Annotated in this window: 28 protein-coding genes; 22 read left to right on the top strand and 6 right to left on the bottom strand. The window is 46.4% G+C overall.

Going from position 1 to position 25,758, the window contains the following annotated elements:
• Positions 1–123: 123 nt before the first annotated feature.
• Positions 124–1,074, top strand: coding sequence for an ABC transporter ATP-binding protein (locus BLT53_RS17140; protein WP_090236520.1), 951 nt, complete (start codon positions 124–126; stop codon positions 1,072–1,074).
• Positions 1,049–2,005: an ABC transporter permease gene (locus BLT53_RS17135; RefSeq protein WP_090236517.1), complete on the top strand. Its 957-nt coding sequence runs from the start codon at positions 1,049–1,051 to the stop codon at positions 2,003–2,005. The genes BLT53_RS17140 and BLT53_RS17135 overlap by 26 nt, the downstream gene beginning before the upstream one ends.
• A gap of 56 nt (positions 2,006–2,061) precedes the next feature.
• Here the strand turns inward: BLT53_RS17135 and BLT53_RS25155 are convergent, their stop codons facing one another.
• Complete coding sequence (locus tag BLT53_RS25155; RefSeq protein WP_170834383.1) at positions 2,062–2,223, bottom strand: hypothetical protein; 162 nt, start codon at positions 2,221–2,223, stop codon at positions 2,062–2,064.
• Between the two features lie 154 nt (positions 2,224–2,377).
• Here BLT53_RS25155 and BLT53_RS17130 point away from each other — a divergent pair, with 154 nt between their 5' ends.
• The 3 genes from BLT53_RS17130 to BLT53_RS17120 all read left to right on the top strand — a co-directional run bounded on the left by BLT53_RS17130 (position 2,378) and on the right by BLT53_RS17120 (position 4,830).
• Entirely contained in the window at positions 2,378–3,574 is a 1,197-nt protein-coding gene (locus BLT53_RS17130; RefSeq protein ID WP_090236515.1) for a M20 family metallopeptidase, read from the top strand.
• A gap of 65 nt (positions 3,575–3,639) precedes the next feature.
• Entirely contained in the window at positions 3,640–4,410 is a 771-nt protein-coding gene (locus BLT53_RS17125) for a VOC family protein (protein WP_090236513.1), read from the top strand.
• A gap of 18 nt (positions 4,411–4,428) precedes the next feature.
• A complete protein-coding gene (locus tag BLT53_RS17120) occupies positions 4,429–4,830 on the top strand; it encodes a thiol-disulfide oxidoreductase DCC family protein (protein WP_090236511.1) in 402 nt (133 codons plus the stop codon).
• 29 nt (positions 4,831–4,859) lie between these two features.
• On the opposite strand, the gene BLT53_RS24770 is transcribed toward BLT53_RS17120, so the two are convergent.
• Positions 4,860–5,021, bottom strand: a complete 162-nt coding sequence (locus tag BLT53_RS24770) for a Spo0E family sporulation regulatory protein-aspartic acid phosphatase (RefSeq protein WP_170834382.1) — start codon at positions 5,019–5,021, stop codon at positions 4,860–4,862.
• Positions 5,022–5,378: 357 nt separating this feature from the next.
• Here BLT53_RS24770 and BLT53_RS17115 point away from each other — a divergent pair, with 357 nt between their 5' ends.
• The 7 genes from BLT53_RS17115 (at position 5,379) to BLT53_RS17085 (ending at position 12,197) form a co-directional block, all read left to right on the top strand.
• Positions 5,379–5,792 (top strand): CHRD domain-containing protein, encoded by a 414-nt coding sequence (locus BLT53_RS17115; protein ID WP_170834381.1) that lies wholly within the window; start codon positions 5,379–5,381, stop codon positions 5,790–5,792.
• Between the two features lie 127 nt (positions 5,793–5,919).
• Complete coding sequence (locus BLT53_RS17110) at positions 5,920–6,198, top strand: YhdT family protein (RefSeq protein ID WP_090236508.1); 279 nt, start codon at positions 5,920–5,922, stop codon at positions 6,196–6,198.
• Positions 6,195–7,649, top strand: coding sequence for a sodium/pantothenate symporter (gene panF, locus BLT53_RS17105; protein ID WP_090236507.1), 1,455 nt, complete (start codon positions 6,195–6,197; stop codon positions 7,647–7,649). The genes BLT53_RS17110 and panF overlap by 4 nt, the downstream gene beginning before the upstream one ends.
• A 198-nt stretch (positions 7,650–7,847) precedes the next feature.
• Positions 7,848–8,357, top strand: coding sequence for a M23 family metallopeptidase (locus BLT53_RS17100; RefSeq protein WP_244520447.1), 510 nt, complete (start codon positions 7,848–7,850; stop codon positions 8,355–8,357).
• A gap of 154 nt (positions 8,358–8,511) precedes the next feature.
• Positions 8,512–9,468: a mannose-6-phosphate isomerase, class I gene (gene manA / locus BLT53_RS17095; protein WP_090236505.1), complete on the top strand. Its 957-nt coding sequence runs from the start codon at positions 8,512–8,514 to the stop codon at positions 9,466–9,468.
• A gap of 116 nt (positions 9,469–9,584) precedes the next feature.
• A complete protein-coding gene (locus tag BLT53_RS17090; protein WP_090236504.1) occupies positions 9,585–10,460 on the top strand; it encodes an ROK family protein in 876 nt (291 codons plus the stop codon).
• A 129-nt stretch (positions 10,461–10,589) separates the two neighbouring features.
• On the top strand, positions 10,590–12,197 hold the full coding sequence (locus BLT53_RS17085; RefSeq protein WP_090236503.1) for a catalase: 1,608 nt from the start codon (positions 10,590–10,592) through the stop codon (positions 12,195–12,197).
• A gap of 67 nt (positions 12,198–12,264) precedes the next feature.
• On the opposite strand, the gene BLT53_RS17080 is transcribed toward BLT53_RS17085, so the two are convergent.
• The 3 genes from BLT53_RS17080 to BLT53_RS17070 form a co-directional block, all read right to left on the bottom strand.
• Complete coding sequence (locus BLT53_RS17080) at positions 12,265–12,402, bottom strand: YvrJ family protein (RefSeq protein WP_090236501.1); 138 nt, start codon at positions 12,400–12,402, stop codon at positions 12,265–12,267.
• A gap of 95 nt (positions 12,403–12,497) precedes the next feature.
• Positions 12,498–12,716: a DUF2922 domain-containing protein gene (locus tag BLT53_RS17075; RefSeq protein ID WP_090236500.1), complete on the bottom strand. Its 219-nt coding sequence runs from the start codon at positions 12,714–12,716 to the stop codon at positions 12,498–12,500.
• A gap of 46 nt (positions 12,717–12,762) precedes the next feature.
• Positions 12,763–12,978 (bottom strand): DUF1659 domain-containing protein, encoded by a 216-nt coding sequence (locus BLT53_RS17070; protein ID WP_090236498.1) that lies wholly within the window; start codon positions 12,976–12,978, stop codon positions 12,763–12,765.
• Positions 12,979–13,235: 257 nt separating this feature from the next.
• On the opposite strand from BLT53_RS17070, the gene BLT53_RS17065 reads away from it, so the two are divergent.
• The 3 genes from BLT53_RS17065 (at position 13,236) to BLT53_RS17055 (ending at position 15,843) form a co-directional block, all read left to right on the top strand.
• Positions 13,236–13,601 carry a sigma factor gene (locus BLT53_RS17065; protein ID WP_090236497.1) on the top strand — a complete coding sequence of 122 codons (366 nt, stop codon included), beginning with the start codon at positions 13,236–13,238 and terminating at the stop codon, positions 13,599–13,601.
• A 215-nt stretch (positions 13,602–13,816) separates the two neighbouring features.
• Positions 13,817–14,920, top strand: coding sequence for a carbohydrate kinase (locus tag BLT53_RS17060; RefSeq protein WP_090236495.1), 1,104 nt, complete (start codon positions 13,817–13,819; stop codon positions 14,918–14,920).
• The gene (locus BLT53_RS17055; RefSeq protein WP_090236494.1) at positions 14,905–15,843 is read left to right on the top strand and encodes a pseudouridine-5'-phosphate glycosidase; all 939 of its coding nucleotides are present in this window, start codon (positions 14,905–14,907) and stop codon (positions 15,841–15,843) included. The genes BLT53_RS17060 and BLT53_RS17055 overlap by 16 nt, the downstream gene beginning before the upstream one ends.
• 46 nt (positions 15,844–15,889) lie before the next feature.
• Here BLT53_RS17055 and BLT53_RS17050 read toward each other — a convergent pair whose 3' ends face one another.
• Positions 15,890–17,101: an MFS transporter gene (locus BLT53_RS17050; protein WP_090236493.1), complete on the bottom strand. Its 1,212-nt coding sequence runs from the start codon at positions 17,099–17,101 to the stop codon at positions 15,890–15,892.
• Between the two features lie 319 nt (positions 17,102–17,420).
• Between BLT53_RS17050 and BLT53_RS17045 the strand changes: the two genes are divergently transcribed.
• The 7 genes from BLT53_RS17045 (at position 17,421) to BLT53_RS17015 (ending at position 25,746) form a co-directional block, all read left to right on the top strand.
• Positions 17,421–17,765, top strand: a complete 345-nt coding sequence (locus BLT53_RS17045) for a winged helix-turn-helix transcriptional regulator (RefSeq protein WP_090236492.1) — start codon at positions 17,421–17,423, stop codon at positions 17,763–17,765.
• Positions 17,766–17,994: 229 nt separating this feature from the next.
• Positions 17,995–18,897, top strand: a complete 903-nt coding sequence (locus BLT53_RS17040; RefSeq protein WP_090236964.1) for an AEC family transporter — start codon at positions 17,995–17,997, stop codon at positions 18,895–18,897.
• 101 nt (positions 18,898–18,998) lie between these two features.
• Positions 18,999–20,699, top strand: a complete 1,701-nt coding sequence (locus BLT53_RS17035) for a sigma-54-dependent Fis family transcriptional regulator (protein WP_090236490.1) — start codon at positions 18,999–19,001, stop codon at positions 20,697–20,699.
• A gap of 159 nt (positions 20,700–20,858) precedes the next feature.
• A complete protein-coding gene (locus BLT53_RS17030; protein ID WP_090236489.1) occupies positions 20,859–21,839 on the top strand; it encodes a 2-keto-3-deoxygluconate permease in 981 nt (326 codons plus the stop codon).
• Between the two features lie 34 nt (positions 21,840–21,873).
• Positions 21,874–23,175: a four-carbon acid sugar kinase family protein gene (locus tag BLT53_RS17025; RefSeq protein ID WP_090236487.1), complete on the top strand. Its 1,302-nt coding sequence runs from the start codon at positions 21,874–21,876 to the stop codon at positions 23,173–23,175.
• Positions 23,159–24,169: a 4-hydroxythreonine-4-phosphate dehydrogenase PdxA gene (gene pdxA, locus BLT53_RS17020; RefSeq protein ID WP_090236486.1), complete on the top strand. Its 1,011-nt coding sequence runs from the start codon at positions 23,159–23,161 to the stop codon at positions 24,167–24,169. The genes BLT53_RS17025 and pdxA overlap by 17 nt, the downstream gene beginning before the upstream one ends.
• A gap of 374 nt (positions 24,170–24,543) precedes the next feature.
• Positions 24,544–25,746 (top strand): ROK family transcriptional regulator, encoded by a 1,203-nt coding sequence (locus BLT53_RS17015; RefSeq protein WP_090236484.1) that lies wholly within the window; start codon positions 24,544–24,546, stop codon positions 25,744–25,746.
• Positions 25,747–25,758: the final 12 nt, after the last annotated feature.

The following is a 25,758-nucleotide window of genomic DNA, read 5'->3' as shown; positions in this document are numbered from 1 at the left end:
TAAAGGAGTTTTTTTATTCCTGCCAATAGCTGAAACCTCTCCAGCTATTGACCCGTATTATATTGTGTAATATGTTAGTATTTGGAAAAGTTTTATAGAGTGTAAAAAGTTAAAGGAGGAAGTATGGAAACTGTACATACCTTGGAGTTAAAAGAAGTGACGAAAAAGATGAAAGGGGAGAATGTGGTGAACCACCTGTCCTTTGGGGTAAGGAAGGGGGAGATCTTTGGACTTCTCGGCCCAAACGGGGCAGGTAAAACAACCACCATCCGCATGATCGTGGGCTTGATTTCCATGAGCGGGGGCGAAATCCTGGTAAACGGGCTGGATATCCGCAAAAACTATGAAAAAGCAATGGAACAGATTGGAGCCATTGTTGAAAATCCTCAGATGTATGACTATTTAACTGGATACAAGAACCTTATGCAGTATGCGCGCATTATGCCAGGCGTCACCAGGGAGCGGATTGATGAAGTGGTAAAGCTGGTGGAGCTGGAGCAGGCTATTCATAAAAAGGTAAAAACCTACTCTCTCGGCATGAGGCAGCGGCTGGGTGTTGCACAGGCTCTGTTGCATCGTCCATCTCTCCTCATTCTGGATGAACCGACCAATGGACTCGATCCGCAGGGCATGCACGATCTAAGAAACTATTTGCGGCTGCTTGCCGACCAGGGAACCTCTATCGTCGTATCCAGTCATATTCTGGCCGAAATGGAATTGATGTGTGACAGAGTGGCCGTTATTCAAAATGGCAAACTCATCCGCATTGATAATGTGACGAATGTAACCGATCAGGCGCAGGCGAGGGTGCACTTCCTGTTGCAGGGCAGTCTGAACGATGCCAAATCTCTTCTTGCTGAACACTTTCCGGAAAAAACAGCGGAGGTGTCCGATAAGGAACTGATTGTAGAAGCAAACACAACTCAAGAAATCGGCGATATCAACAAAAGGCTCGTCGAAGCCGGTTTTTTGGTGTACGGAATTCAGCTGAAAAAGAAAACGTTGGAAGAACGCTTCCTTGAAATGACTGGAAAAGGAGGGGATCTGAATGAAGTTTCTGTCGCTGGTCAGTAATGAATGGATCAAGATTTTCAGCAGAACCCGGACATGGGTATTTATCGCGCTTCCTATTTTGATCGTATTGGGCGTGGCCATTTACGGAAAAGTGAATGAAGACGACACTGTAAAATCCAACTGGAAGCAGGAAGTCACTCAACAAAATAAAGACTTAAAGAACCAGATTGCTGAAGCCAAAAAGGACGGCAGTCCAAAATTCGTTGCTGAGTCGCTCGAAAACGAGTATAAACAAAACCAATACGCATTGAAAAAAGATATTTCTCCTTATGAAACGACAAGCTGGAAGTTCATGAAAGACATGGCACCTCTCTCCTCCCTGCTTGGCTTGTTCGTAATCGTGGTGGCCAGTGACATTGTGGCCGGAGAATTTGCTAAAGGGACGATCAAAATGCTGCTCATCCGACCATACAGCAGATGGAAGGTTCTTCTTTCCAAGCTGGTCGCTACCCTGGCCTTTGCCTTTTTTCTATGGGTGATTCTGGTGGCAGCCACATGGCTTTTCGGCAGTATCTTTTACGGATTTGGCGGTATGGATCAGCCGTATTTGTCGATGGTTGACGGTAAAATTCATGAAAAGCTCATCTCAGAATACGTGCTTGCCAACATGGGATTGGAGTTTATCGAGTTTGCGGTTACGGTTTTTCTTGCCTTTATGGTCTCAACGCTTTTCTATAGCAGTTCTGTAGCCATCGGGATTTCCTTGTTTCTTACGTTTGCCGGAAATGCGCTCGTCCTGTTTATCAGCAGTAAATCTTGGGCGAAATACACGCTGTTTCCGAACATGGATCTTACCCAGTACCTGGATGAAGGGCTTCAAGTGGTAAAGGGGATGTCTTTACCCTTTTCGCTTGGGATGCTTGCGATCTATTCAGCTCTCTTTTTGATCATTACCTTCGCCGTTTTTCAAAAGCGCGACGTCAAAGCCTAAACGTAAAGAGCCAGTACCTTATGCTGTGTGCACGGGTACTGGCTCTTTGTTGTTGATCAGCACTCTTTTTCTTTTTCATCTGGGTGAGCAAGATGATGAACGATGCCGCTGATTACTGCCTGATCAGAGAACTCCAGTTCTTCATATACTTCATCAGGTGACACATCCTCACGATTGCTTTCAGATGGTTGCCCGATTCCTTCTTTCCTTTGCTCCATGGCTCACGCCTCCTTTTATCTTATCATTTTCCCTGGGAGGCACTTTTATTAAAGTGTTTTTTTAAAATTAAATAAGTGTCATTATCTTAAATCTTTTCAAATTATTTCGTTTCTTATATAATGACCACCATATACACAGAGGAAGTGACGAGTCATGAAGGAATTACCCCCGGTGAAAGAAAGCAGAGAACTGAAGGATCAGGTCATTGAATGGCGCCGGCATTTGCATAGAAATCCCGAATTGTCATTCTACGAGGAACAAACCTCGCAATTTATATACGAAACCCTTAAGTCGTTTGGGAACCTGGCGATCTCCCGCCCCACAAAGAACAGTGTCATGGCAAAGTTGACTGGGAGCGAAAAGGGCCGTGTTCTTGCCATTCGGGCAGATATTGATGCCCTGCCCATTACGGAAGAAAACGACTTTGATTTTATCTCTCAAAATTCTGGTGTAATGCACGCTTGTGGCCATGATGGCCATACGGCGTTGCTCTTGGGAGCGGCCAAGGTCCTTTCACAAAAAGAGAATGAGCTGAAGGGGGAAATCCGGTTTATCTTTCAGCATGCCGAGGAAGTATTCCCGGGCGGGGCTGAGGAAATGGTGCAGGCTGGTGTCATGGATGGCGTCGATGCAGTCATTGGAACCCATCTTTGGTCACCACTTGAAGTTGGCAAAATAGGAATCGTTTACGGGCCGATGATGGCTGCACCAGATACCTTTTTCCTGACGATTACAGGAAAAGGCGGACATGCAGCGCTTCCGCATCAGACCATTGACAGCATCGCGGTCGCTTCACAAGTGGTCACCAACCTGCAGCACATTGTATCCCGCAACATTGATCCCCTCGGGCAGCTGGTAATCTCCGTTACCAAGTTTACAGGGGGGACCACTCATAATGTTATCCCGGGATCGGTGGAAATGTGCGGAACCGTCAGAAGCTTTGATCCTGCTATACGGGACCAGGCTCCCCTGCTCATGGAGCGGGTCATCAAAGGAATTACGGAAGCCCACGGTGCTTCTTATGAGTTTAGGTATGAGAAAGGCTACCGTGCCGTCATTAATGAAGATAAGGTTACACGTCTGCTTCATGAAACCGCTGAGGAACTTTACGGTGGAGAAAACGTGGAACAGATGAAACCTACGATGGTGGGAGAAGACTTCTCAGCGTTTTTACAGCAAACCGACGGCTGCTTTTTCTTTACGGGTGCCAGAAATGAGGAGAAAGGCATTACCTATCCGCACCACCATGCCCGTTTTACGATCGATGAAGATGCCCTTGAGCGGGGAGTGGCCATGTTTGTCAGGACAGCGGAAAAAATGCTTGGTAAAAGGAATGAAGTAACTGTATAAAAACTACACGGGCGGCAATGGAATAGCATTGCTGCCTTTTTACTAATTCAGGAAGGAGAAAGAAGATGTATGCCTTTGATCACCTGGTGTATTTCACCGGCCGCCCACTGGATGCCCATATGGAAGAATTAAAGAGTCAGAGGCTTTATCCGGTACTCGGAGGGAGCCATGAGAGCTGGGGAACCCACAATGCATTGTGTTATTTTGGCCTCAGTTATGTTGAATACTTAGCGGTAAAAGAACAGGAGGTTGCGCAAAAAGCGACAGAAAATCCTTTGATTGGCCAGTTGCTGCGTGACCTTCCGGATAAAGAGGGCCCCGGACAGTTTGCCATTCGTACAGACAGAATTGAAGAGGTGAAAAATCATTTTAAGCAAAAAGGAATGAAGATCAGGCTGTTTCCCGGAAGCCGGAAGAGAGAGGACGGGTCCACCCTGGAATGGAAACTCCTTTTCTTGGAGCATGATGCAGCAGAGGGTACATTAGCTCCTCCTTTTTTCATAGATTGGCTGAAGCCTGAGGAGAACAGGGAAAGGGAACTGAAGGAGAGCGGAATGATTGGGAATCATCCAGCCGGGGAATTGACTATGGAACATCTGAAAATTTTGGTAGAGAACAGTAAAGCGTCTTCTTCCTTGTGGCAAGAATGGCTGGACCTTCCTGCTGGGAAATCGTATCACGATTCTGCTCTCGAAGCCGATTGCTCTGTATTGAAACTAAAAGGCTGCGAGCTTCATTTTTGTTCGCCATCCTCTGAAGGCAAGGCGCAGCGCCTATTGGAGGAGAGAGGAGAGCGGCCCTATAAGCTCGTGCTATCAAACGGGAAGATGATATAAGGAAGGAGAGACAGCGTTATGCGCAATGGCCCGGTTTTATTGTTTGACGGCGTGTGCAACTTCTGCAACGGTATCGTAAACTTTTTAATCAGGCAGGACAAAAAGGGAAGTATTTCGTATGGCTCGCTGCAGTCAGAGGCCGGGCAGCAGATTCTGCATCAGTTCCGTCTTCCTGCTGATACATTTGAAAGTGTGGTTTATATAAAAAACGGCCAATCCTACCAAAAGTCAGATGCGGTCCTGGAGATTGCTAGAGACCTTGGAGGCATGTGGAAATTTGCCGTTCCGGCCAAATTCATTCCGCGCCGGGTCCGTGATGCACTCTACGAATGGATTGCTAGAAACCGATATAAATGGTTCGGAAAAAAAGACCAGTGCATGATTCCTTCACCGGAAGTGCGTCAGCGGTTCATCGATTAAAAAAGCTGTCCCCAAACAAGGGGACAGCTTTAAGCGCAATTGTGAAGTTCATTTAATTTTTGGTCAAGCAACTGGCTTAACTGTACAAGTAGCGGGTCTGCGAGGTTGGTTACAGTGGTGCTCATTACGTACATTGTTAAGCGGATGGCATCGATCTCAAGTTTTAACGTAACCATGTTCTGCTGAGTCATATCCATTCCCCCTATACAGAAAAATGTTTTATAACTGCACACCCCAAGTATGTATCACTATATATTCCCATTTTATACTAGATATAGAATGATGTCTATTAAATTTTCACAATATATAGTATATTTTTAGGCCATTTTCGTAGTTTTTATGGAAAAATTCACGATTTGTTCATTTTTGTAAAAAAATGTATGGTTATTTTGCGATAATTCCTAGAATTTTCAAAGAAAATTCCTTGGGAATTATAGAAAAATAATTCCTTGGGAAATACACTATTTTTCTAAAAGCTAGATAAATAAACAAGCCTCTTTTCCATTCCCGAATATACTGTCAATAGCTATCGGAAAGGAGTGGTTGGATTGTTGTTAAAACATTTTTTGAGCAGGTTAAAAGGCGATAATGAAGTTTCGCCTGTTCCTACCCGGGCATCTGGCACTACCGAATTTGTCCTAAGCTCCAACGGCAACAAACTGCATTACCGTATTCAAGTCAACAATGTAAGAAAATTGACCCAAGTGCGCATTCATATTGGACGAGCTGGAAAAAATGGTCCAGTGGCAGCGAATTTATTTGGTTACAGCAAGCCTGGGATCAGCATCAACACCGGGATTGTAACAGGCAATATCACAAGTAAAGATTTAATTGGGCCACTTCAAGGTATGCCTTTATCCAAACTTATTGAAGAAATAAACGCGGGAAACGCTTATGTAAATGTGTATTCCGAATTCTGCACGGGCGGGGAACTGCGCGGCCAGATTGATCCAATTAAATAAAAATATCAACGGCGTAGCTTCACCCAGCTAGGCTGTTTTATTTTTCCACTTTTAGATTTTGTCTGTGATCTTATGTATAATAGACACCATGATGAGTTATAGTGACGGTGTGAAAGGAGCTGTTTCGATGGATCCTCGTTTCAAAGTATCCAACCGTGAAGCACTCATGGGAATAGGTCTTGCAGTTCTGAATTTTCTCTGGTGGTACGCGTTTGCCTATGGGCTGGGAGGAAAACCCGTTAAAGAATATCAGTACATATGGGGATTGCCTGCCTGGTTTTTCTACAGCTGTGTAGCCGGTTTCGTGGTCTTTTCCATTCTTGTTTACGTTATGGTTAAGGTTTTCTTTAAAGACGTTCCCTTTGAAGAAGATACCTGTCAAGAGACAAAGGGGGAGGAAAAATGAACTGGGAAGTACTCCTCCCTTTGATCGGCTTTTTAATACTTATGTTTTTGGCAGGAATCTTTACAGCCCGCCAAGTGACAGAAGGGCCGGGGTTTCTTAAAGATTACTTTTTGGGCGGACGGCATCTTGGCGGGTTTGTTCTGGCGTTGACAATGGTTGCTACATACGGAAGTGCCAGCAGTTTTATCGGAGGACCAGGGATCGCCTATAACCTCGGCCTTGGCTGGGTGCTGCTTTCGATGGCCCAACTGGTTACGGGGTACTTTACCCTGGCGGTCCTTGGGAAGAAATTTGCCATTGTGGCCCGGAAAATTGATGCGGTGACCCTTATCGATTTTTTGAAAGCCCGCTATGAAAATAAATGGGTAGTGATCTTTGCCGCTGCAAGCATCAGCATCTTCTTGTTTTCCTCCACCGCAGCACAGTGGGTAGGCGGCGGCCGGCTGATCGAATCATTTACCGGTGTTTCTTATCCAACAGCCTTAATTATTTTTTCGTTTTCAGTTCTGGTGTATGTGGTAGCCGGGGGGTTCAGGGCCGTCGTGATTACCGATACGTTAATGGGCATTGTGATGTTCATCGGAACATTGATCATACTTGCCGGAACCATAGTTGCCGGCGGGGGTGTTCCCCATATTATTTCGACACTCTCGGCAGAGAACCCGAATTTAATTACGCCATTTGGCGCAGACAAATCGTTAACGCCGCTTTATGTGTCTTCCTTTTGGCTTCTTGTTGGGGTTGGTGTTGTCGGGCTGCCGCAAATTACGGTAAGGGCGATGTCCTACCGTAATTCCAAAGCGATGCATCAGGCGATGATCATCGGCACGTTTGTCGTTGGATTCATCATGCTTGGCATGCATCTGACAGGTGTCTTTGCCCGTGTGGTGATTCCGGGAATTGAAGTGGGAGACAAAGTCATGCCCCTTCTTGCATTGAAAGTACTGCCGGGATGGCTCGCCGGAATCGTGCTGGCAGCACCGCTGGCTGCGGTCATGTCTACCGTGAATTCGATTCTGTTGATTGTCAGCTCCTCCATCGTGAAGGATGTTTATATCAACTACATTAAACCGGATGCAAGCGAGAAATCCGTAAAGAGACTCAGTTTTTCGGTGACCACCATTATTGGGGTGCTTGTATTCCTTGTAGCTCTTCATCCGCCCGATCTTCTGATTTGGCTGAACCTGTTTTCCTTTGGAGGACTGGAAGCTGCGTTTATCTGGCCGGTGGTTCTTGGACTCTATTGGAAAAAAGGAAATGCTGCAGGTGCTGCCGGATCGATTGTGGGAGGCGTAGTGTCCTATATCCTTCTGGACCAGCTTGCCCCGAACCTGTGGGGAATGCATACGGTCGTTTTGCCGGTTGTGATATCACTCGCCGCCTATATCGTGCTTAGCCTGCTGTTTCAGAAAAATACGGAAAACGAGCTTTCAAGGCAAAATATTATGTAGTTTTGTCAGGCAGTGTCTCATACGGAGGCACTGTTTTTTCTTCTCCAATTATGAAAATGATGCGGTATGCAACTGTTTTTTGTCGAACCTCAACTAACGTGGCAAGTAATCAATTTTTACACCTTTTCCCATATGTATTTTTACTACTTTCCAGCAAGCTAATAAATATATCATGTTTGCTTCAGGGAGGTAATGTCATTGAATCGATACAAAATGTTTTTACTCGGTGGGATGTTCTTGATCAGCTTGGTGGTGCTGCTGGATCGTCCGTTTGAAAAAGCGGCGGCATCCCCAGTTTTCCAGATTCCCTTTCCCCCGGGACAAGTGTGGATTGGCCAGACACGGATGAACCATAATCCCCAAAATGCTGTGGATTTGAACCGGCTTCATGACGAGGGGGATGAGGTGATCGCATCGGCACCAGGAAAGGTTGTAAAAATCAGGAACCTGGGAAATCGAAGTTATGGCCGGTATATTATAATTTCACACGGAGGCAGATGGGAGACGCTCTATGCCCATTTGAGCAGTGTTCAAGTTAAGCTCGGACAACAAGTGAAGCGCGGCGAGAAAATAGGCGCTGTGGGAAGCAGCGGGGCAAGCACAGGGGCGCACCTTCATTATGAACAGCGATACAATGGCAAAGCCCAGCAGATCAGATGGAAAGGGCACAGCATCTTTTACTGGGGAAGTATGACATACCGAAGCTAAAGGCACAGTCCTTCATTATCTTTTAAGGGAAGCAAAATTTTTGAAGTTTTGCCACAAAAGATTCCGTTGTCCACGGTTTCACTATCTTATGGTAATAAGGTAAAATAGAAGCTGTATCTTTTATAGTGGATGAAAATAATAAGGGGATGTTGGTATGTACGCGGAACCAATTTTTTTGCAGCCTGTATTTAAAGACCGGATTTGGGGAGGAACGAAACTCAGGGATGTTTTCGGTTATGAGATTCCATCTGATACAACCGGGGAGTGCTGGGGAATTTCAGCCCACCCAAACGGTCCAAGCACGATACTTAATGGTCCGCTTCAAGGTATGACGCTTGATCAGGCTTGGCAAAAGCACAGAGGACTTTTCGCCGGACAGGAAGGAAACGATTTTCCATTACTCGTGAAAATTCTGGATGCCAAGACCAATCTGTCAGTTCAGGTGCACCCTGACGATGACTATGCGCAACAAGAAGAGAACGAGCCATTTGGAAAAACCGAATGCTGGTATGTTATAGATTGCGAGGAAGACGCTGAGCTTGTGTACGGCCATCATGCCAAATCGAAAAGTGAGTTTCAGCGGATGGTCGACGATGGAGAATGGGACAAGCTTCTCCGCAAAGTTAAAATTCAGCCTGGGGATTTTGTTTATGTTCCAAACGGTACCATTCATGCCATTGGAGCTGGCACGATGATCCTTGAAACGCAGCAGAGTTCGGACGTCACGTACCGTGTATACGATTATGATCGTAAGGATGATCAGGGAAATACGAGGGAACTTCATATCAAACAGTCGATTGAGGTAGCGATGATTCCCCACCAGGATGCGGATTTTCAGCCGGTTGAAGACAAACAGGACGGTTTGGAGATCAAAAAGCTGATTAAAGAATCCTATTTTACCGTCTACCACTGGAACCTGGACGGAAAAGCAGAGAACCTGGAGAACCCGATGTATCTTCTTGTCAGTGTGCTTGACGGTGAAGGTGAGATTGAAACGCAAAGCGGATCTTCGCCATTCAAGAAGGGGGACCATTTTATTATTCCTTCCACAGTAAAGAAATTTTCTTTAAAAGGAAATGCTTCCTTCATCACTTCGCACAGCACAAAATAAATTCAACAGTCTCTTTAGGGAGGCTGTATTTTTTTTACCGTGAAAAAGTACGGCTGGCGGTCGGTGAATATGGTACATTAAACAAGAAAAGAACTGAATGTAAGGAGGAATTCAGCATGAAGCTTGGGGCAATTGAAGCGGGAGGAACTAAATTTATTTGCGGCATTGGAGATGAGGACGGCAAGGTAATGGAGAGGATCAGCATCCCGACCACTACACCGGATGAGACGATCGGACAGGTACTGGAGTTTTTTCGGAGCAAAGAAATTAACGCGATGGGAATCGGTTCGTTTGGACCGGTAGATTTGGATAAAAACAGTGATACGTACGGATATATCACCAGCACGCCAAAGCCGCATTGGGCTCAATGCAACCTGGTTGGAGAGATACAAAAGCACATTCAAGTACCGGTCGCTTTTGATACAGATGTAAACGCTGCCGCACTGGGAGAAATGGAATGGGGAGCCGCCAAAGGACTGGACAGCTGTATTTATATGACGGTCGGAACAGGAATCGGCGTGGGAGCCATCACCGAGGGCAAATTGCTGCATGGCTTAACGCATCCTGAAATGGGCCATATCCTGGTCAGGCGTCATCCGGAAGACAGCTTTGCAGGGAACTGTCCATACCATAGGGATTGCCTTGAAGGCATGGCGGCGGGTCCTGCGCTTGAAAAGCGCTGGGGACAGAAAGGAATTGAACTTGCCGACAGACCAGAAGTATGGGAATTGCAAGCGTACTATCTGGCACAAGCCCTTGTAAACTATATTCTCATCCTGTCGCCGAAAAAGATGGTGATCGGCGGTGGCGTAATGAAACAAGAGCATCTTTTCCCAATGGTACGCCAGCAGGTGATCAGCCAGCTGAACGGTTATGTGCAGCGCAGCCAGCTCACAGAGGATAACATCGAAAATTATATTGTTCCTCCGGCGCTTGGTGACAATGCCGGCCTTTGCGGTGCATTGGCACTAGCCAAAACGCTCAAATCTTAAGTTTAGCAGGTCCGCCTTTTTTTAGGCGGCCTTTTCACTATTTTATCTAATTTTGGGAAAGAGGTGTTTTTTTACCAGTTAAAGGGAAAGGTAGGTATCGTGACTACATATTCCCAGGGAGGTACGAACGTGAATAGAGATCAGTCCAACCCGAATGTAAAAAAGTCTAAAGACGAAAATGACCAAACGCTGACGAACCGTCAGGGACATCCTGTAACCAACAACCAGAATATGCGGACCGTAGGCAATCGTGGGCCAGCCACGCTGGAGAACTACGATTTTCTGGAAAAGATCAGTCATTTTGACCGTGAACGTGTGCCGGAACGAGTGGTACATGCCAGAGGGGCAGGAGCCCATGGTTACTTTGAAGCGTATGGAAAAGTAGGGGATGAACATCCTTCCAAATATACAAGAGCTAAATTGTTTCAGGAAAAAGGAAAGCGTACGCCGTTGTTTGTCCGCTTTTCCACCGTTACCCACGGAACTCATTCTCCGGAAACCTTGCGTGACCCGCGTGGATTTGCGGTCAAATTCTATACCGAAGATGGCAACTGGGACCTTGTCGGAAACAACCTGAAAATCTTTTTTATTCGTGATGCCATTAAGTTTCCGGATTTGATTCATGCCTTTAAACCGGATCCGGTGACGAACGTTCAGGACGGACAGCGGATTTTTGATTTTATCTCAAGCACCCCTGAAGCGATGCACATGATTACGTTCTTGTTTTCTCCGTGGGGCATTCCGGCCAACTATCGGCAGATGCAGGGGTCAGGGGTTAATACATACCGCTGGGTCAATGCAGAGGGCGAGGCTGTGCTGGTGAAGTATCACTGGGAGCCGAAGCAAGGCATCAAAAATCTGACGCAGAAAGATGCAGAAGAGCTTCAAGGGAAGAATTTCAACCATGCGACACAGGATTTATATGAGCATATCGAAAAAGGAGAGTACCCGGAATGGGAGTTGCTTGTTCAAATTATGAGTGATGACGAGCATCCCGAATTGGATTTCGATCCGCTTGACGATACCAAGCTGTGGCCGGAAGACCAATTTCCGTGGTTGACTGTAGGAAAAATGGTTCTGGACCGCAACCCGGAGGATTATTTTACTGAGGTGGAACAGGCGGCGTTCGGAACCGGGGTGCTTGTGGACGGCATGGATTTTTCAGATGACAAAATGCTGCTTGGACGCACCTTCTCCTATTCCGATACACAGCGCTACCGGGTTGGGGCCAATTACCTCCAGCTGCCGATCAATGCTCCGAAAAAGCGGGTGGCGACCAATCAGCGGGGTGGCCAAATGCAATATAAGGTTGACCTTGGCGAAAATCAAAATCCGCATGTGAACTATGAACCTTCCACAACGGATGGACTAAAAGAGGCGAAGCAAAGCGGCAAAGAGCATACACCGTTTGCCTCTGGCCATGTTGTGCGGGAAAGCATTGACCGGCCGAATAACTTTGGACAGGCGGGTGATACATACCGTCATTTAGAAGAATGGGAGCGCGAGGAACTCATTACCAACCTGGTGAATACACTTGCTCCTTGTGATGAACGCATCAAAAGCAAAATGATAGAAATGTGTCACCAATGCGATGAAGATTACGGAAAAAGGTTGGAAGAAGGACTTCGCATGGCATCTGACGGCAACAACTCCACCCAGGAACCGATTGGGGCGGAGGGAGCAGCCGGCGCGGTCAAGGAAGCAGAAGAAAAAGGACATTCCGAAGATCCTTATTGATCAACGATAAAAGGCATCAAAAAAGGCCAGACACTCTATGAAGCAGAGTGCCTGGCCTTTTCTTTTGCTATCGTTGGATCTGTTCTGCCAGCGATAGGATCGAGTGGTTCAATGTATCGAGTTTGCCTTCTATTCGGTGCAGTAAATACAACGTCACTACGACTGGAAAGCCAACATCGCTAACGAAAGAGAGCCATGGTTCCATTTTTCGCTTCCTCCTTTGCACAAGATCACCTGCTTTTTAATAAACAGGGCTGCTGACACAAGAGGTCAACAGCCCTTATTTCATGTTATGTTCGATTAGGGAAGGACAATGTCACTGGCAGAGCGGTCCGTGATGCGCGCGCCTTTCTTTTTTACAAAATCGCCGCCAGTGGAAACAAAGATGTTTTGAGCGATAACAGCGTCCATCGCAGCTTTAACCGCTGCCGGATCAACCGGTTCTGCCGGTGAGTCAAGGGAGATGGTGACGGTTTTGTCCTGTTCATTGATAAATTGAAGTTCCAATGTTTTTGCCATGGATAAAAGCCTCCTTTCTTTTTACATGGTTTAAGCGTGCATCTTCTTATGCATAGATGCTGTGAGAATCATTGCGTTCCACCGAGAGCAATGGCAGCTGCTGCAAAGGAGCAAGGGCATTGGCTACCGCATAAAGCTGATCCGGGGTTGCACTCGTTTTTACGTTGGAGAAATTTTTATTCTTGTAAATTTGCCTGTCGCCATCCATTCCTCCGTCAAAAATCATTCGAAACTGTGTGCTCAGGATTGCTGTTGTGGCCATTTCGTTCACCTCCTTTCACCTATAAGTAGACCGTTTGGTGAAAAAGGAGGCATCTTCACGAAAAAAGATTCCTTTATTGTTTTTTATCATTCAAAAACCTTCATAATTCATGTTTCATAAAGCGAAAATCGGTTTTCCGAGGGCTTTCACCCCACTATTTACTGGTTTTGGTGATATGACAGGCGCTGTATCAGACAGTAGTTTTAAGGTACCGGCGGAATAAATGAAGGCACGTGTCTGATAAAGGATTATGGAAGATGCACATGACGTTTGAAGAATTGGCTCAACAGTTCGAGCCTTTGATCAAATCACAGATCCGTACACTTGGGGTGGCCAACCGCTTTGATGAGTACTATCAGGCCGGGCTGATTGGCCTGTGGGAAGCAAGCCTGAGGTTTGAGGAAAGCAAGGGGGAATTTGGGCCCTATGTCTACAGAACGGTACGGGGAAAAATGCTGGAACTATTGAAAAAAGAAACGAAATTTAAGGCCGTCCATGTGGGATTCTCTTTGGAACTGACAGAAACGATCCCTTATGAAGGCGGTGTCCTACCTCTTGAACAAGAGGTATTGGAGATGTATTTGTCCCACCTTACTCCCAGACAGAGGACATGGGTCGTGTAAAAAGCTGTTTCATCAAATGAAAGAGACTGAGATTGCGGATGAGGAGGGGGTAAGCATCAGCGCCGTTAAATCCTGGAGAAAACAGGCACTCGCCAAACTACGCAGGTTGCAGGGGGATAATGTTTTTTAATTTTCAGAAATCAGTGGACGACCTCTTAACTGACGTTTAAACTAAAACTAATTTAGTAAAAAATGGTTGGGAAAGGATGTAGTTTATGGATAAGGAGTCTCAAATCCTTGGTATGATCCAACGGAACCCCTTCATCAGCCAACGAGAAATCGCAGATGAATTAGATTTGGATCGCTCCGCAGTGTCCGGTTATATTACCAGCTTGATAAAAAGCGGCAGGATCAAAGGGCGTGCCTATATTTTGCCGGAGCCAAAAGGAGTTACTTGTATTGGCGGGGCCCATATGGACAGAAAAGCCATATGCAGAGAAACGATCCAATATGAAACCTCCAACCCGGTGACCATGACGGAAACCTGCGGCGGTGTCGTTCGAAACATAAGTGAAAATCTCGGCCGGCTCGGGGTATTCGTAAGCCTGATCAGTACTGTGGGCGATGATAAAGAAGGAGAATGGGTCATTAAGAATACTGGCAAATACGGCGTGGATACGAGCCAGATTCACAAAGATAAGAAACAGACAACAGGTACTTACACTGCACTCTTGGACAAAAACGGTAATATGGCCGTTGCCGTTGCCGACATGAACATCTATGAACAGTTGACCGTGCCGTTCATTATGCAAAAATGGCCCCACATCGCCCAATCCAGCCTGGTTGTACTGGACACGAACCTTCCTGAACAGACGTTGTTTTATCTTACGGAACGCTGCAAGCTGGAAAACATACCGGTGATTGTTGACCCGGTTTCCACAATCAAATCGAAGAAATTGATGAAATCTCTAACCGGCATTCACACTATACTGCCGAATAAGGAGGAAGCAGAGACCATCGCCGGCATGGAGATTCATGGATTGGAGGACTGCAAAGAAGCTGCACGGAAAATTCACGGATTTGGCGTGAAAAATGTCATCATCACACTCGGAAGCCAGGGGGTGTTTGCCTCATCCGGACAGGAAGCCGTTCACCTGCCTGCTTTTCAGGTAAAAACGGTTGATGTAACTGGTGCCGGAGATGCCTTTGCAGCGGGCTATCTGTTTGGCTTATCGGAGAAAAAGGACTTTGTTCAGTCCTGCCAATATGGGCTCGCACTGGCCTCCTTAACCCTGCAGACCGGATTATCCGTTTACCCGCATCTTACCGCTGGGAGGATGACGAAGCTAATGGAGGAAAACGAATGCGTTTCTATTTAACGTATACAGAAGAAGTGAAACAGGCTCTTGCTGCCAAAAGCCCTGTTGTAGCCCTGGAGACCACCATTATTTCACACGGCATGCCTTATCCGCAAAATGTGCAGATGGCCCGGGATGTCGAGCAGATCATTAGAGACAATGGAGCAGTGCCGGCAACAATCGGTATCATGAATGGAAAAATAAAGATCGGCTTAAATGACGGAGAGCTGCAGGAGTTTGCAGAGAGAGGGGAGGTGGAAAAAGTAAGCCGCAGGGACTTTTCTTATATCCTTTCCTCTGGGAAAACAGGGGCCACAACCGTCGCAGCCACGATGATCGCCGCCGATTTGGCCGGTATTTCTGTATTTGCAACAGGAGGCATTGGCGGCGTGCACCGAGGGGCGGAAGATTCGATGGATATCTCGGCGGACCTGAAAGAGCTTGCTCAAACCAACGTTGCCGTTGTCTGTGCAGGGGTAAAGTCCATACTGGATATCGGGAGAACACTGGAATACCTTGAAACACAGGGTGTACCGGTCGTGGGCTACCAAACCGATGAATTTCCGTCCTTTTATTCAAGAGAAAGTGGATTTAGCGTAGATTTCAGGACCGATACTCCTGAAGAGATTGCACGTATGCTGCAAATCAAGTGGAAGCTTAACCTGCAAGGTGGTGCTGTGATTGCCAATCCGGTGCCTTTAGCATATGCGATGAATCATGACAAAATGGAAGAAGTGATTCTGAAAGCACTTCATCAGGCGGATGAACAGCACATAGCGGGCAAAAACATCACGCCGTTTTTGCTGAACAGCATCAAACAGCTCACTGCCGGGAAAAGCGTGGAAACCAATATCGCACTAATCAAGCATAATGCCGAAGTGGCGGCTAAGATCGCCGTTGCCTTTATGAAGCAGCAGCCGAGGGCACAAATGGGGTTTGTATAAATAAAAAAGGGATGCGTGTCCGCATCCCTTTTTTATTCTATTATCATTATTTAGCTGTTTTTCGTTCCAGTACCCGGCTCCATGCCGTAAGAAGAACGGCGCCGACGACCATGAGTCCGCCTACCCATGGAGTGTGGATTAACCCGATGGAGTCAACGACAATGCCCCCAACATAGGCTCCAATCGCAATCCCCACGTTAAATGCGGCAATATTGATCGCTGAAGCAACATCGACCGCAGATGGGACGTATTTTTCAGCAAGCTGAACCACATACACCTGCAGTCCCGGTACGTTCATAAAGGCAAAGAGTCCCATAATCACAATCGTGATGGTTCCTACTGCTTTCATGGGTGCTGTAAAGGACAGGATAAAGAGGACGATTGCCTGAACCACAAACATCCAGAACAACGCCTTGATCGGGTTTGTATTGGCAGCTTTTCCCCCAATCGTATTGCCAATCGCGATGGCTGCTCCGTACACCAGCAGAATGATACTGACGGTCTTTGGCTGGTAACCGGTAATGTTCTCTAAGATCGGTGCCAGGAAGGTAAAGGCGACAAAGGTTCCGCCATAGCCAAGTGCAGTAATGGCGAAGGCAAGAAGCAGTCTGCCGTTTGTCACCAGTTTCACCTGGTCACGGATGGAAGATTTTGTTCCCATTTTTAAATGGTTTGGTATGAGAAACAAGCTGGCGAAAAAGGCAATTACACCTAATAAGGCTACTGCGGCAAATGTCGCTCTCCAGCCGAAGGTTTGACCGACAAATGTTCCAAGCGGCACTCCGGTGACGGTTGCCACAGTGAGGCCAGTAAACATAATGGCAATCGCACTGGCTCTTTTGTTTTCCGGAACGAGATCCGCAGCGATTGTTGATCCGATAGAAAAGAAGACACCATGCGAAAATGCCGTGATTACGCGTGCGATAAGCAGCAAAGCAAAGCTGTGGCTAAGCGAGGCGACCGTGTTTCCTACGATAAAAACAATCATTAAAAGCAATAATAGCGTTTTTCGGTTCAACCGGCTGGTGAGCGCTGTAAGGACGGGTGCGCCAAAAGCAACACCCAGCGCGTATCCTGAAATAAGAAGGCCGGCAAGGGTAATGGAAACCGATAAGTCATCGGCCAAAGAGGAGAGGAGTCCAACCGGCACAAACTCTGTTGTGCCGATGCCGAAAGCACTGATCGCCAGTGCCAACAGAGCAAACGCTCCTTTCTTCTCTGCTGTTTGTGTTTGTTGTGTAACTGTATGTGAAGACATAAGAATTTCTCCTTTCAAAGTTTTAAACCGTAATAAATCAGCTTGTTCTGCACATGGGCCCGGATATCTGTGCCGCTGACTAGGGTTATTATGGGGGAGAACTGACGCATTGAGAAGTACGTACTTTAAAGTGCGGCAGACACTCCCGGGTTCTATAGGAACCAATAAGTGCAATAGGTACTTTAAAGTGCCTGTACCTGCGATATTGAAACACCTTAAATCTTATGGTATGATGTGAAAGGTTTATACGGTTGATTAAAATATATAGAGTTAAAAATGATATATAGGAACAAAAAAGTAACCATAAGGAGGAAATAAAGTGAAGAAGTATAACATTCCTGTAGAGGCTGCCTTGGAAGTCATCGGGGGAAAGTGGAAGGTCGTGATTTTATGCCATCTCATCAAAGGAACAAAACGAACAAGTGAGCTAAAGCGTTCCATGCCCACGATTACTCAAAAAATGCTGACCCAGCAGCTTCGTGAGCTTGAGGCGGACGGCGTGATCGAACGTAAGATTTATCAGCAGATTCCTCCAAAAGTGGAATACTCACTTACTGAATACGGATGGTCGCTCAAGGAAATTCTTGATTCCCTCTGTGCATGGGGAGAAAAACACATTGAGCGAAATTATGAAGATAAATCCCTTGTTTTAGTGGAGGGATAATACAGACGGCAGACTTTCATGGTTTGATAAGCCTAAAAAAGTCCGCCGTTTTTTTAACCTTTTTGCCGGATTGGAAAAGGGGCCTATAAAAGTACCTGGAAAAACAGCAACGAAAAGCTGAAGCCATGGATCGTCATTTTGTTTAAATCCATACTTTGGGAAATTATTGGTCCAGTCTCTCAGATGGAGGTGTTATAATGAATTCAAAACATGATAAGGGATGAAGACGATGGAATTACTGGGGATATTGCTGCCGGTTTTTTTTATTTTCGGCATTGGGTTTGTCGGGCAAAAAACGCTTGGGTTGGATCCTAAATCACTGTCCAGAGTGTCGGTGTATTTATTGTCGCCCTTTCTGGTGTTTCGTACATTTTATGAAACACATTTTACCCACACCCATGTGTACATGTTTATCTTTACCTTTGCTTTATGTTTTGTCTTAATCGGAGCGGCCTATCTTGTTAGTTTTATCCGGGGATACAACCAATGTCAGGCCTGTGGAATGATCTTGGCATCCGCTTTTATGAACAATGGAAACTACGGTACACCGGTTGCGCTGTTTGCCTTTGGCGCTGCAGGGTTGGATTATGCCATTGTTCTTATGGTTGCCCAGCAGCTTGTCATGTGTACCGTAGGGGTTTACTTTGCTGCCAAAGGAAGTCCTGACAGCGACGGGTTCCGCTCTGCGCTGCGAGCCGTCGTCCGTTTACCCATTGTGTATGGAGCTGTGGCCGGTTTAATCCTTCAGTTGCTGCCTTTTTCATTGAGTAAGACCATGTCAGAAGCTATCGATCTTGTTGCAAATGCAACGATTCCTATGATCATGATTGTCCTTGGCATGACATTGGCCAACATCTCCATCAAAAAGCTTCAGATGGAAAAAATCTCGCTTTCCATTGCCATCAAGCTTGGATTGTCGCCTTTTATTGCGTTTTTGATCACGCTTGCTCTCCCCGTTGACAATCTCTTGAAATCCATCATGATTCTAATGGCTGCCATGCCAACAGCTGCCAACACGACCATCTATGCGCTTCAATATGGTACAGAACCTGAATTTGTCTCGAGTGCCACACTTGTAAGCACGCTTTTAAGTCTTGTTACCCTGCCGTTTTTTCTGTATTTTATGGTTTAGCCTGCATGGTCTCTGCCCTGACGACCAGTGATCTGGTTATAACCTTCGTCCGATTTACGCTATACTAGGAATATGATCATACAAACAGCGGGTGTCGCCTAATGAAAATTAAAACACTGTTCGTGGCTCCGTATGCCACCATGAAAAATTTAATAGAAAACAGCGCCAGCGAGCAGGATGAGCTGGATGTACATATTGAAATCGGAAATTTGCATGAAGGTGTGGAAATCGCCAGGAAGGCTGAAAAGGAAGGCTATGAGGTGATCATTAGCCGTGGAGGCACGGCTAAACTGATACAGGACGAAGTGGGGATTCCTGTTATCGATGTTCACGTTTCCGGTTACGACATGCTTCGCGTATTAACATTGGCCAATGATTTTAACGGAAAAAAAGCCATTGTCGGCTTCTCAAACATTACACTCGGTGCCAGGGCAATCACAGACGTGCTGGATATTTCGATTGAAGTGTTCACCATTGAAACAGAAAAGGAGACCATTCCCCTTGTACAGCGGCTGAAGCGGGAAGGGTATGAGCTGATCATGGGGGATGTGGTAACTGTCAATGCGGCTGCACACAATGGAATAACCGGGATTTTAATCCAGTCTGGCAAGGAAGCCATTATGGATGCTTTCGGGAGGGCCAGCACCATGCATCAGGTGCTGCAGAAAAAAATTCAGGAAACAGAGCTGCAGCGGGCGGTCCTCACGCTCGCTGCGCCAGATTGGATGGTTCTATCAAAAGAAGGCGCCATTTTATATGAAAACTGGGATACATTTTCTGCTCGTCCACTTAGCGATCAACTGCTTGAAAGCTTGCAGGCGCCGGAATATACCCCTGGTAAAACCTATCACCATATTCTTCAGCAGGAGGAAGAACAGCTGCATCTTTCGGTTCATTTCATCTCAATCGGAGAGGAAGAATTTCTCTTGTTTTTGGTGAAACGGACAACATCCTCGAGTGGCAAAAACCAGTTGGAGGTTCAAACCGTTGCTCACCGGCCATTCCTGATTCATCAAAGTCAGGCGATGATGGAATGTGTGGAGCAAGCCTCGTCGTATAAATCTTCTCACCCCCTGCTGCTGCTTGGAGAAAGAGGGACAGGCAAAAGGCTGCTGGCACAGTATGTTCATTATCTGCAATTTGGATCTCAAGGATTGTTCTCATCCATTTCCGCCAGTGATGTTTTGACATTGCAGGAATTATCACTCGATCACGCTATCGCGACCGTTTATATCCATTCGATTCACAGGCTGAATGAAATCCAGGCTGAAGCGTTCATTCAAAAGGTAATGGAGATCAGCAAATCCGGGGTTTTGGTTATTGCTTCCCTGACCTCGAACGAAGAAAGATGGAGCAGCCTGCTGTATCATGACAGCCTTAACAGAATAAGGGTACCGGCCCTCAGGGAACGTAGAGAGGATATACCCGAACTTGTCTCTTATTTTATGGCCCGTTTTCACCAGAGAATGGGTACGACAGCCATCCGGATCAAAGAAGATGCCCTTTCACAGCTTGTGCAGTACGACTGGCGAGGAAATGTGTCACAGCTTAAGGCCCTGATTAAGGATGCGGTAGTCAAAGAAAAAGGCTACAGTCTGGAAAAAAAAGCAGTTCTCGGATTATTGAGGCAGAATGAGGCAAGTGATGAGAAGGATGTCTCTCATCTGCTGCAGGGAACCATGAATGAAATTGAAGAGAAAATCATTCATCTCGTCTTAAAAGAAGAAGAATATAATCAAACACGGGCCGCCAAGCGTCTGGGAATTACCCGTGCCACCTTATGGAGGAAGCTGAAAAAATAATTCAGCTTCTTTTTTTGTTTAAAAATTAAACTATTTTTATTGAATTTAAACATTGCTCTTGCATTTTTTTATGCATAAGGTTTATTATCATAGGTGAAAACGTTTTCTATAAAAATTAATTGTTTAAAATTTAAACTATAGAAAAGGCGGGGTTACAACATGAAGATTAAACAAACGATTGAACGCATTCCCGGCGGCATGATGTTGATTCCATTGCTTATTGGTGCATTAATAAAAACATTTTTCCCGGAACTGTTTGATTTGCCGGAATTCAAAAGCTCCTTTACGGGTGGATTATTAACAGGAACTTCGGCGTTATTGGCAGCGTTTTATGTGTGTCTCGGTTCAACCATTCGATTTGAGGCAACTGGCTATATATTGAAAAAGGGAGTATCCCTATGGGTTGGTAAAATTGGAACCGCTCTTATAGTGGCGTTGCTGATCAAAGCTCTCGCTCCTGATCAGAATCATTTATTTCTAGGACTTTCCGCGCTTGCGATTGTAGCCGCTTTCTCGGATACAAATGGTGGATTGTACATGGCATTAATGGGCCAGCTCGGCAAGAAAAATGAAGACGTCGCAGCCTATTCCATTATGTCATTGGAGTCAGGACCATTTTTTACGATGTTGATTCTTGGGGTGGCGGGTCTCGCCAGCTTCCCGTTATTGGCATTTGTCTTTGCCATCCTTCCGTTGATTCTCGGTATGATCCTTGGAAATCTGGACGAAGACATGCGTACATTCTTAAGCAAGGCTTCAGATGTAATTATTCCACTGTTTTCCCTTGCACTTGGTGCGGGTATTGATTTAACCAAGGTGGTCCAGGCCGGAGCATCCGGAATTATCCTTGGATTGGGTGTTGTTCTTATCACAGGCATTGTTCTTTTCTTAGCAGACCGTATTACCGGCGGCGATGGGGTAGCAGGGGTAGCAGCTGCATCTACAGCCGGCAACGCTTCTGCGGTGCCATTGGCAGTGGCTGCCGTATTTACAGGATATAAAGAGGTTGCGGCTGTTGCGACACTGCAGGTGACTGCAGCGGTTGTTGTAACCGCTATTCTTACGCCAATCCTGACCGCATGGCTGGCTAAACGCACACAAAAGAAAAACACCCGGCGAGAAGTCAACGTCTCACATTAACGATTAAAAAGTTTTTAAAAAGGGGTTTTCTTACATGCAATTATTTATACTGGCGGATGATCTCACGGGCGCAAATGATTCTGGTGTGCAATTGTCAAAACAGGGCTTTCGGTCCAACGTTTGGTTTGATGCCTCCCGGGGAGAAGAAGATCCGGCTGATGTGGTGATTTATGATACGGACAGCCGGGCGATACAGGAAAAAACAGCATATGACCGCGCACGGCAGGCAGTTTCCTTTCTTGAAAACAGGGAGGATGTTCATGTATATAAAAAAATGGATTCTACCCTCAGGGGGAATATTGGATCCGAGCTGAAAGCCGTAAGTGACGGCTACAGGCCGGAAATAGTGGTGATTTCCCCGGCCTTCCCGAAGCTCAAAAGGCAGACGATCAACGGCACTCTGTTTGTTGGCGGACAGCCGGTGGAAAAAACGGAGTTTGGGAGAGACCCAAAAACGCCAGTGACCGAGAGCCATATTCCCACGCTCCTTCAGGGGCATGCCACTGGTCAGGTTCAAACGGTCGATACACAGTTGTTATCCCGACCGTTTGCTGAGGTCAAAGCAGCTGTCGCTCAAGCGCTGGATGAAGAGAAAACATGGTTTGTCTGTGATGCAAAAACCGAAGAGCATCTAAAGAAAACAGCAGCTGTCTTTGCTTCCTTCCAAAAAAAGACGCTATGGGCGGGATCAGCAGGATTGATTGAATACCTCCCGGATGCGCTTGGCCTGAAACCTCCAAAAGAAGCGAATGAAGAAGCAAGGGAAATCGCGCAAACCCTGACCGTTTCTGCCAGCCTGTCGGGGACAACAAAAACCCAGCTTTCCAGGGTAAAAGAAATGAATGACATTGGAAGGATCGAAATGGATCCTGCCGACCTTATCCAAAAAACATATGATGTGCAGACGATTGTGGATGAGGTCAAGCAAAAGAAGCAACAAAAGCATTTACTCCTTTATGTGGACAGCTGCGAGGAGAATAGAAAAGCGGCAGAAGAACTCAGTGTTCAGCTGAACATGGACAAGAATCAGATTGGTGAAGCCATTTCAAGAGAGCTTGGCCGGATTGCCCGAAGCCTTTTAAATGAGTTCCCTGCTATACAGGGACTGGTCCTAACTGGAGGAGATACAGCCAAGGCGGTATGCTCAGAGCTCGGCATGGACAGGATGGAGCTCCGCTCCGAAATAGAGGCAGGATTGCCGATCGGCAAATTAAGCAACGAAAACAGTGAATATTGGGCGGTCACCAAGGCTGGCGGATTTGGAAATGAACAGTCTTTGGTGCACGCATTGAAATACATGACAGGAGAGGTGCTGGAATATGAGTCAAAATCATAAAAGTATTGTCGGAATCACGATGGGAGACGCAGCGGGGGTTGGACCGGAAATTATCTTAAAAAGTCTCGCTCACGAGGAAATTTATGATCTTTGTGCACCGTTTGTTATCGGTGATGCAAAAATACTGGAACGTGCAAAAGGCTATGTGAACAGCGAGCTTGCCGTCCAAACGATCACAGAGGAAGAACTGGATAACCCTGATTTTCAGTTTGGGACTGTCTACTGCCTTGATCTCAATCTTATCCCTGGAGATTTGCCGGTAGGAGAAGTTTCCTCCATCGCAGGACATGCGGCGTTCGAATATTTAAGCAAAGCCATCGATCTTGCCAACCAAAAGAGAATCGATGCCATCTGTACCGCACCTCTTAATAAAGAGGCATTGCATAAAGGCGGCCACAAGTATCCTGGCCACACCGAAATCCTTGCCGAATTGACCAACACTGACGAATTCTCCATGATGCTTTCTGCACCGAACTTAAAAGTCATCCATGTGACCACTCACGTTGGTATCCTGGATGCGGTGAAGATGATCAATCCTGAACGAGTGTATCGTGTCATCAAACTGGCTCATGATACATTGAAAAAGTCGGGAATTGAAACACCAAGAATCGCGGTTTGCGGCATTAACCCGCATGCGGGGGAAAATGGACTGTTTGGCTATGGAGAAGAAGAGGAAAAAGTAATCCCCGGAGTACGAAAAGCACAGGAAGAAGGCATTAAAGCCGTCGGCCCGCTTCCTGCTGACACCTTGTTTTTCCGCACCGTTCGAGGTGACTTCGATATCGTCGTGGCCATGTACCATGATCAGGGACACGGACCGGTAAAAGTGCTTGGACTCGATGCGGGCGTCAACATCACTGTTGGGCTTCCAATCATCCGTACGAGCGTGGATCATGGAACGGCCTTTGATATCGCCGGAAAAGGTATTGCGGATGAAAAAAGCATGACCGAGGCGCTTCGCCAGGCAGTTGAACTGGCTCCGAAAAGAGTTTAATCATATTGAAAGAGAAGAGAGAAGGCAGGGGATGTCTTCTCTTTTTTTTGTTGGTCTTTAGGAAAATGATGTGATAGGCAACTATTTTTTTCGAACCGCAGCTAAATCTGCAAGTTCCGCCCATCACCCACCTTGGTTCCAACTTCCTATGCCACCCCGCTTCATATCTATATCCCCCTTCTGAACACCCACGACCATTTCCTCATTTTGGTAAAACGGGGTCCGTATGATTGAATTTTCAGAATACGTCTCTTACAATAAACGCTAAGTTAGGCATCTTTACTAACTAACCATTTTTTTTATCCCCTTTTACTTCCACATCAAGAGGCATCATCCCATTTATAAAAAGAAAACCAAATAAAAGGAGAGAAGTGATGAAATCCAATCACAAGGGCGGGATCGCCATAATGAAGGAAAAGAACAAACGAAATGTTCTCCGCTGTGTAAAAGAAAATGGGCCGATCTCCCGCTCTGAGGTCGCAGATCAGCTTCATCTGTCCAAACCGACTGTTTCTGCCCTTGTGGAGGAACTTCTTCAGGAAAACTGGCTGAAAGAAGTCGGACCGGGAAGTGCAGGCCTGGCCGGCGGGCGGAAGCCCATCCAGCTTGTGTTCAATTCCAGGGCAGCTCACGTCATCGGAATCGATATGGGGGGCACGAAGGTAAGGACAGGCATCTGTGATCTCATTGGTCAACCGCTTGCCGTCGATGAATTTCCTACGCAAACCCAAAAGAAAACACTTTTGAAAGCATTGAAACAAAATGTAGACAAGCTTTTGAAAAACGCTGCCCTCAAGCCTGATGACATCCTGGGAATGGGCATTGGCGCGCCCGGGATGACGGATGCAGATAGAGGAGTAGTAATTGATGCTCCTAGTTTGAGCTGGAGCCAGTACCCGTTAAAAAAAGAGGCAGAGGCTTTATTTCCCTGGCCGGTCATGGTGGATAACGATGTGAATGTGGCTGTCCTTGGCGAACAATGGCTGGGTGCCGCCAAAGGGATGAAACATGTAGTGCTCATTTCCATTGGTACTGGAGTGGGGTGCGGCATGCTGATCAATGGCCAGCTATACCGAGGAGCTACATGGGCTGCAGGCGAAATCGGCTATATGGTTACGGATATGGCTAAAGCGAGAAGTGCAGACCTTCCGCCACCACATGAGGGATACGGCTTTTTAGAACAATATGTGGGGGGAGCCGGAATCGTTCAGAGCATGAAGCAGGAAATGAAAGGCCAGCCAGAGCCGCTCTTTCCAAATAACTTTTCCGCAAAAGATGTTTTTCAAAAGGCAAAGGATGGAGACCAGGCGGCGGTAAGGGTCATTGACGAGGTAATTGATCATATTGGATTTGCTGTTGCCAACATGATTTCAATTATAAATCCTGAAGTTGTTCTTTTAGGAGGTGGCATTTCAAGAAGTGCAGATTGGTTTTTGCCCAGGATCCAGAAGACGATCCAAGATTTTGCTTCGGTATCGGCCCCGGTGCTTCCCACAGCTTTGGGAGAAAACCTCGGGGTTGTCGGTGCTGTATCGCTTGTGCTTAGGGAAACGGAAAGTGTACTTAAAGAGCTGTAAAAAGGAGATGGA

It is taken from the genome of Fictibacillus solisalsi (assembly GCF_900103485.1).
GTDB lineage: Bacteria > Bacillota > Bacilli > Bacillales > Fictibacillaceae > Fictibacillus_C > Fictibacillus_C solisalsi.
This window is presented reverse-complemented; position numbering and strand designations above follow the sequence as displayed.

What these genes read in the sequence shown, in the direction of transcription:
- BLT53_RS17140 (WP_090236520.1), top strand. Translation starts at nt 124, where the DNA reads ATGGAAACTGTACATACCTTGGAGTTAAAAGAAGTGACGAAAAAGATG.
- BLT53_RS17135 (WP_090236517.1), top strand. Translation starts at nt 1,049, where the DNA reads ATGAAGTTTCTGTCGCTGGTCAGTAATGAATGGATCAAGATTTTCAGC.
- BLT53_RS25155 (WP_170834383.1), bottom strand. Translation starts at nt 2,223, where the DNA reads ATGGAGCAAAGGAAAGAAGGAATCGGGCAACCATCTGAAAGCAATCGT.
- BLT53_RS17130 (WP_090236515.1), top strand. Translation starts at nt 2,378, where the DNA reads ATGAAGGAATTACCCCCGGTGAAAGAAAGCAGAGAACTGAAGGATCAG.
- BLT53_RS17125 (WP_090236513.1), top strand. Translation starts at nt 3,640, where the DNA reads ATGTATGCCTTTGATCACCTGGTGTATTTCACCGGCCGCCCACTGGAT.
- BLT53_RS17120 (WP_090236511.1), top strand. Translation starts at nt 4,429, where the DNA reads ATGCGCAATGGCCCGGTTTTATTGTTTGACGGCGTGTGCAACTTCTGC.
- BLT53_RS24770 (WP_170834382.1), bottom strand. Translation starts at nt 5,021, where the DNA reads ATGACTCAGCAGAACATGGTTACGTTAAAACTTGAGATCGATGCCATC.
- BLT53_RS17110 (WP_090236508.1), top strand. Translation starts at nt 5,920, where the DNA reads ATGGATCCTCGTTTCAAAGTATCCAACCGTGAAGCACTCATGGGAATA.
- panF (WP_090236507.1), top strand. Translation starts at nt 6,195, where the DNA reads ATGAACTGGGAAGTACTCCTCCCTTTGATCGGCTTTTTAATACTTATG.
- manA (WP_090236505.1), top strand. Translation starts at nt 8,512, where the DNA reads ATGTACGCGGAACCAATTTTTTTGCAGCCTGTATTTAAAGACCGGATT.
- BLT53_RS17090 (WP_090236504.1), top strand. Translation starts at nt 9,585, where the DNA reads ATGAAGCTTGGGGCAATTGAAGCGGGAGGAACTAAATTTATTTGCGGC.
- BLT53_RS17080 (WP_090236501.1), bottom strand. Translation starts at nt 12,402, where the DNA reads ATGGAACCATGGCTCTCTTTCGTTAGCGATGTTGGCTTTCCAGTCGTA.
- BLT53_RS17075 (WP_090236500.1), bottom strand. Translation starts at nt 12,716, where the DNA reads ATGGCAAAAACATTGGAACTTCAATTTATCAATGAACAGGACAAAACC.
- BLT53_RS17070 (WP_090236498.1), bottom strand. Translation starts at nt 12,978, where the DNA reads ATGGCCACAACAGCAATCCTGAGCACACAGTTTCGAATGATTTTTGAC.
- BLT53_RS17065 (WP_090236497.1), top strand. Translation starts at nt 13,236, where the DNA reads ATGCACATGACGTTTGAAGAATTGGCTCAACAGTTCGAGCCTTTGATC.
- BLT53_RS17060 (WP_090236495.1), top strand. Translation starts at nt 13,817, where the DNA reads ATGGATAAGGAGTCTCAAATCCTTGGTATGATCCAACGGAACCCCTTC.
- BLT53_RS17055 (WP_090236494.1), top strand. Translation starts at nt 14,905, where the DNA reads ATGCGTTTCTATTTAACGTATACAGAAGAAGTGAAACAGGCTCTTGCT.
- BLT53_RS17050 (WP_090236493.1), bottom strand. Translation starts at nt 17,101, where the DNA reads ATGTCTTCACATACAGTTACACAACAAACACAAACAGCAGAGAAGAAA.
- BLT53_RS17040 (WP_090236964.1), top strand. Translation starts at nt 17,995, where the DNA reads ATGGAATTACTGGGGATATTGCTGCCGGTTTTTTTTATTTTCGGCATT.
- BLT53_RS17035 (WP_090236490.1), top strand. Translation starts at nt 18,999, where the DNA reads ATGAAAATTAAAACACTGTTCGTGGCTCCGTATGCCACCATGAAAAAT.
- BLT53_RS17030 (WP_090236489.1), top strand. Translation starts at nt 20,859, where the DNA reads ATGAAGATTAAACAAACGATTGAACGCATTCCCGGCGGCATGATGTTG.
- BLT53_RS17025 (WP_090236487.1), top strand. Translation starts at nt 21,874, where the DNA reads ATGCAATTATTTATACTGGCGGATGATCTCACGGGCGCAAATGATTCT.
- pdxA (WP_090236486.1), top strand. Translation starts at nt 23,159, where the DNA reads ATGAGTCAAAATCATAAAAGTATTGTCGGAATCACGATGGGAGACGCA.
- BLT53_RS17015 (WP_090236484.1), top strand. Translation starts at nt 24,544, where the DNA reads ATGAAATCCAATCACAAGGGCGGGATCGCCATAATGAAGGAAAAGAAC.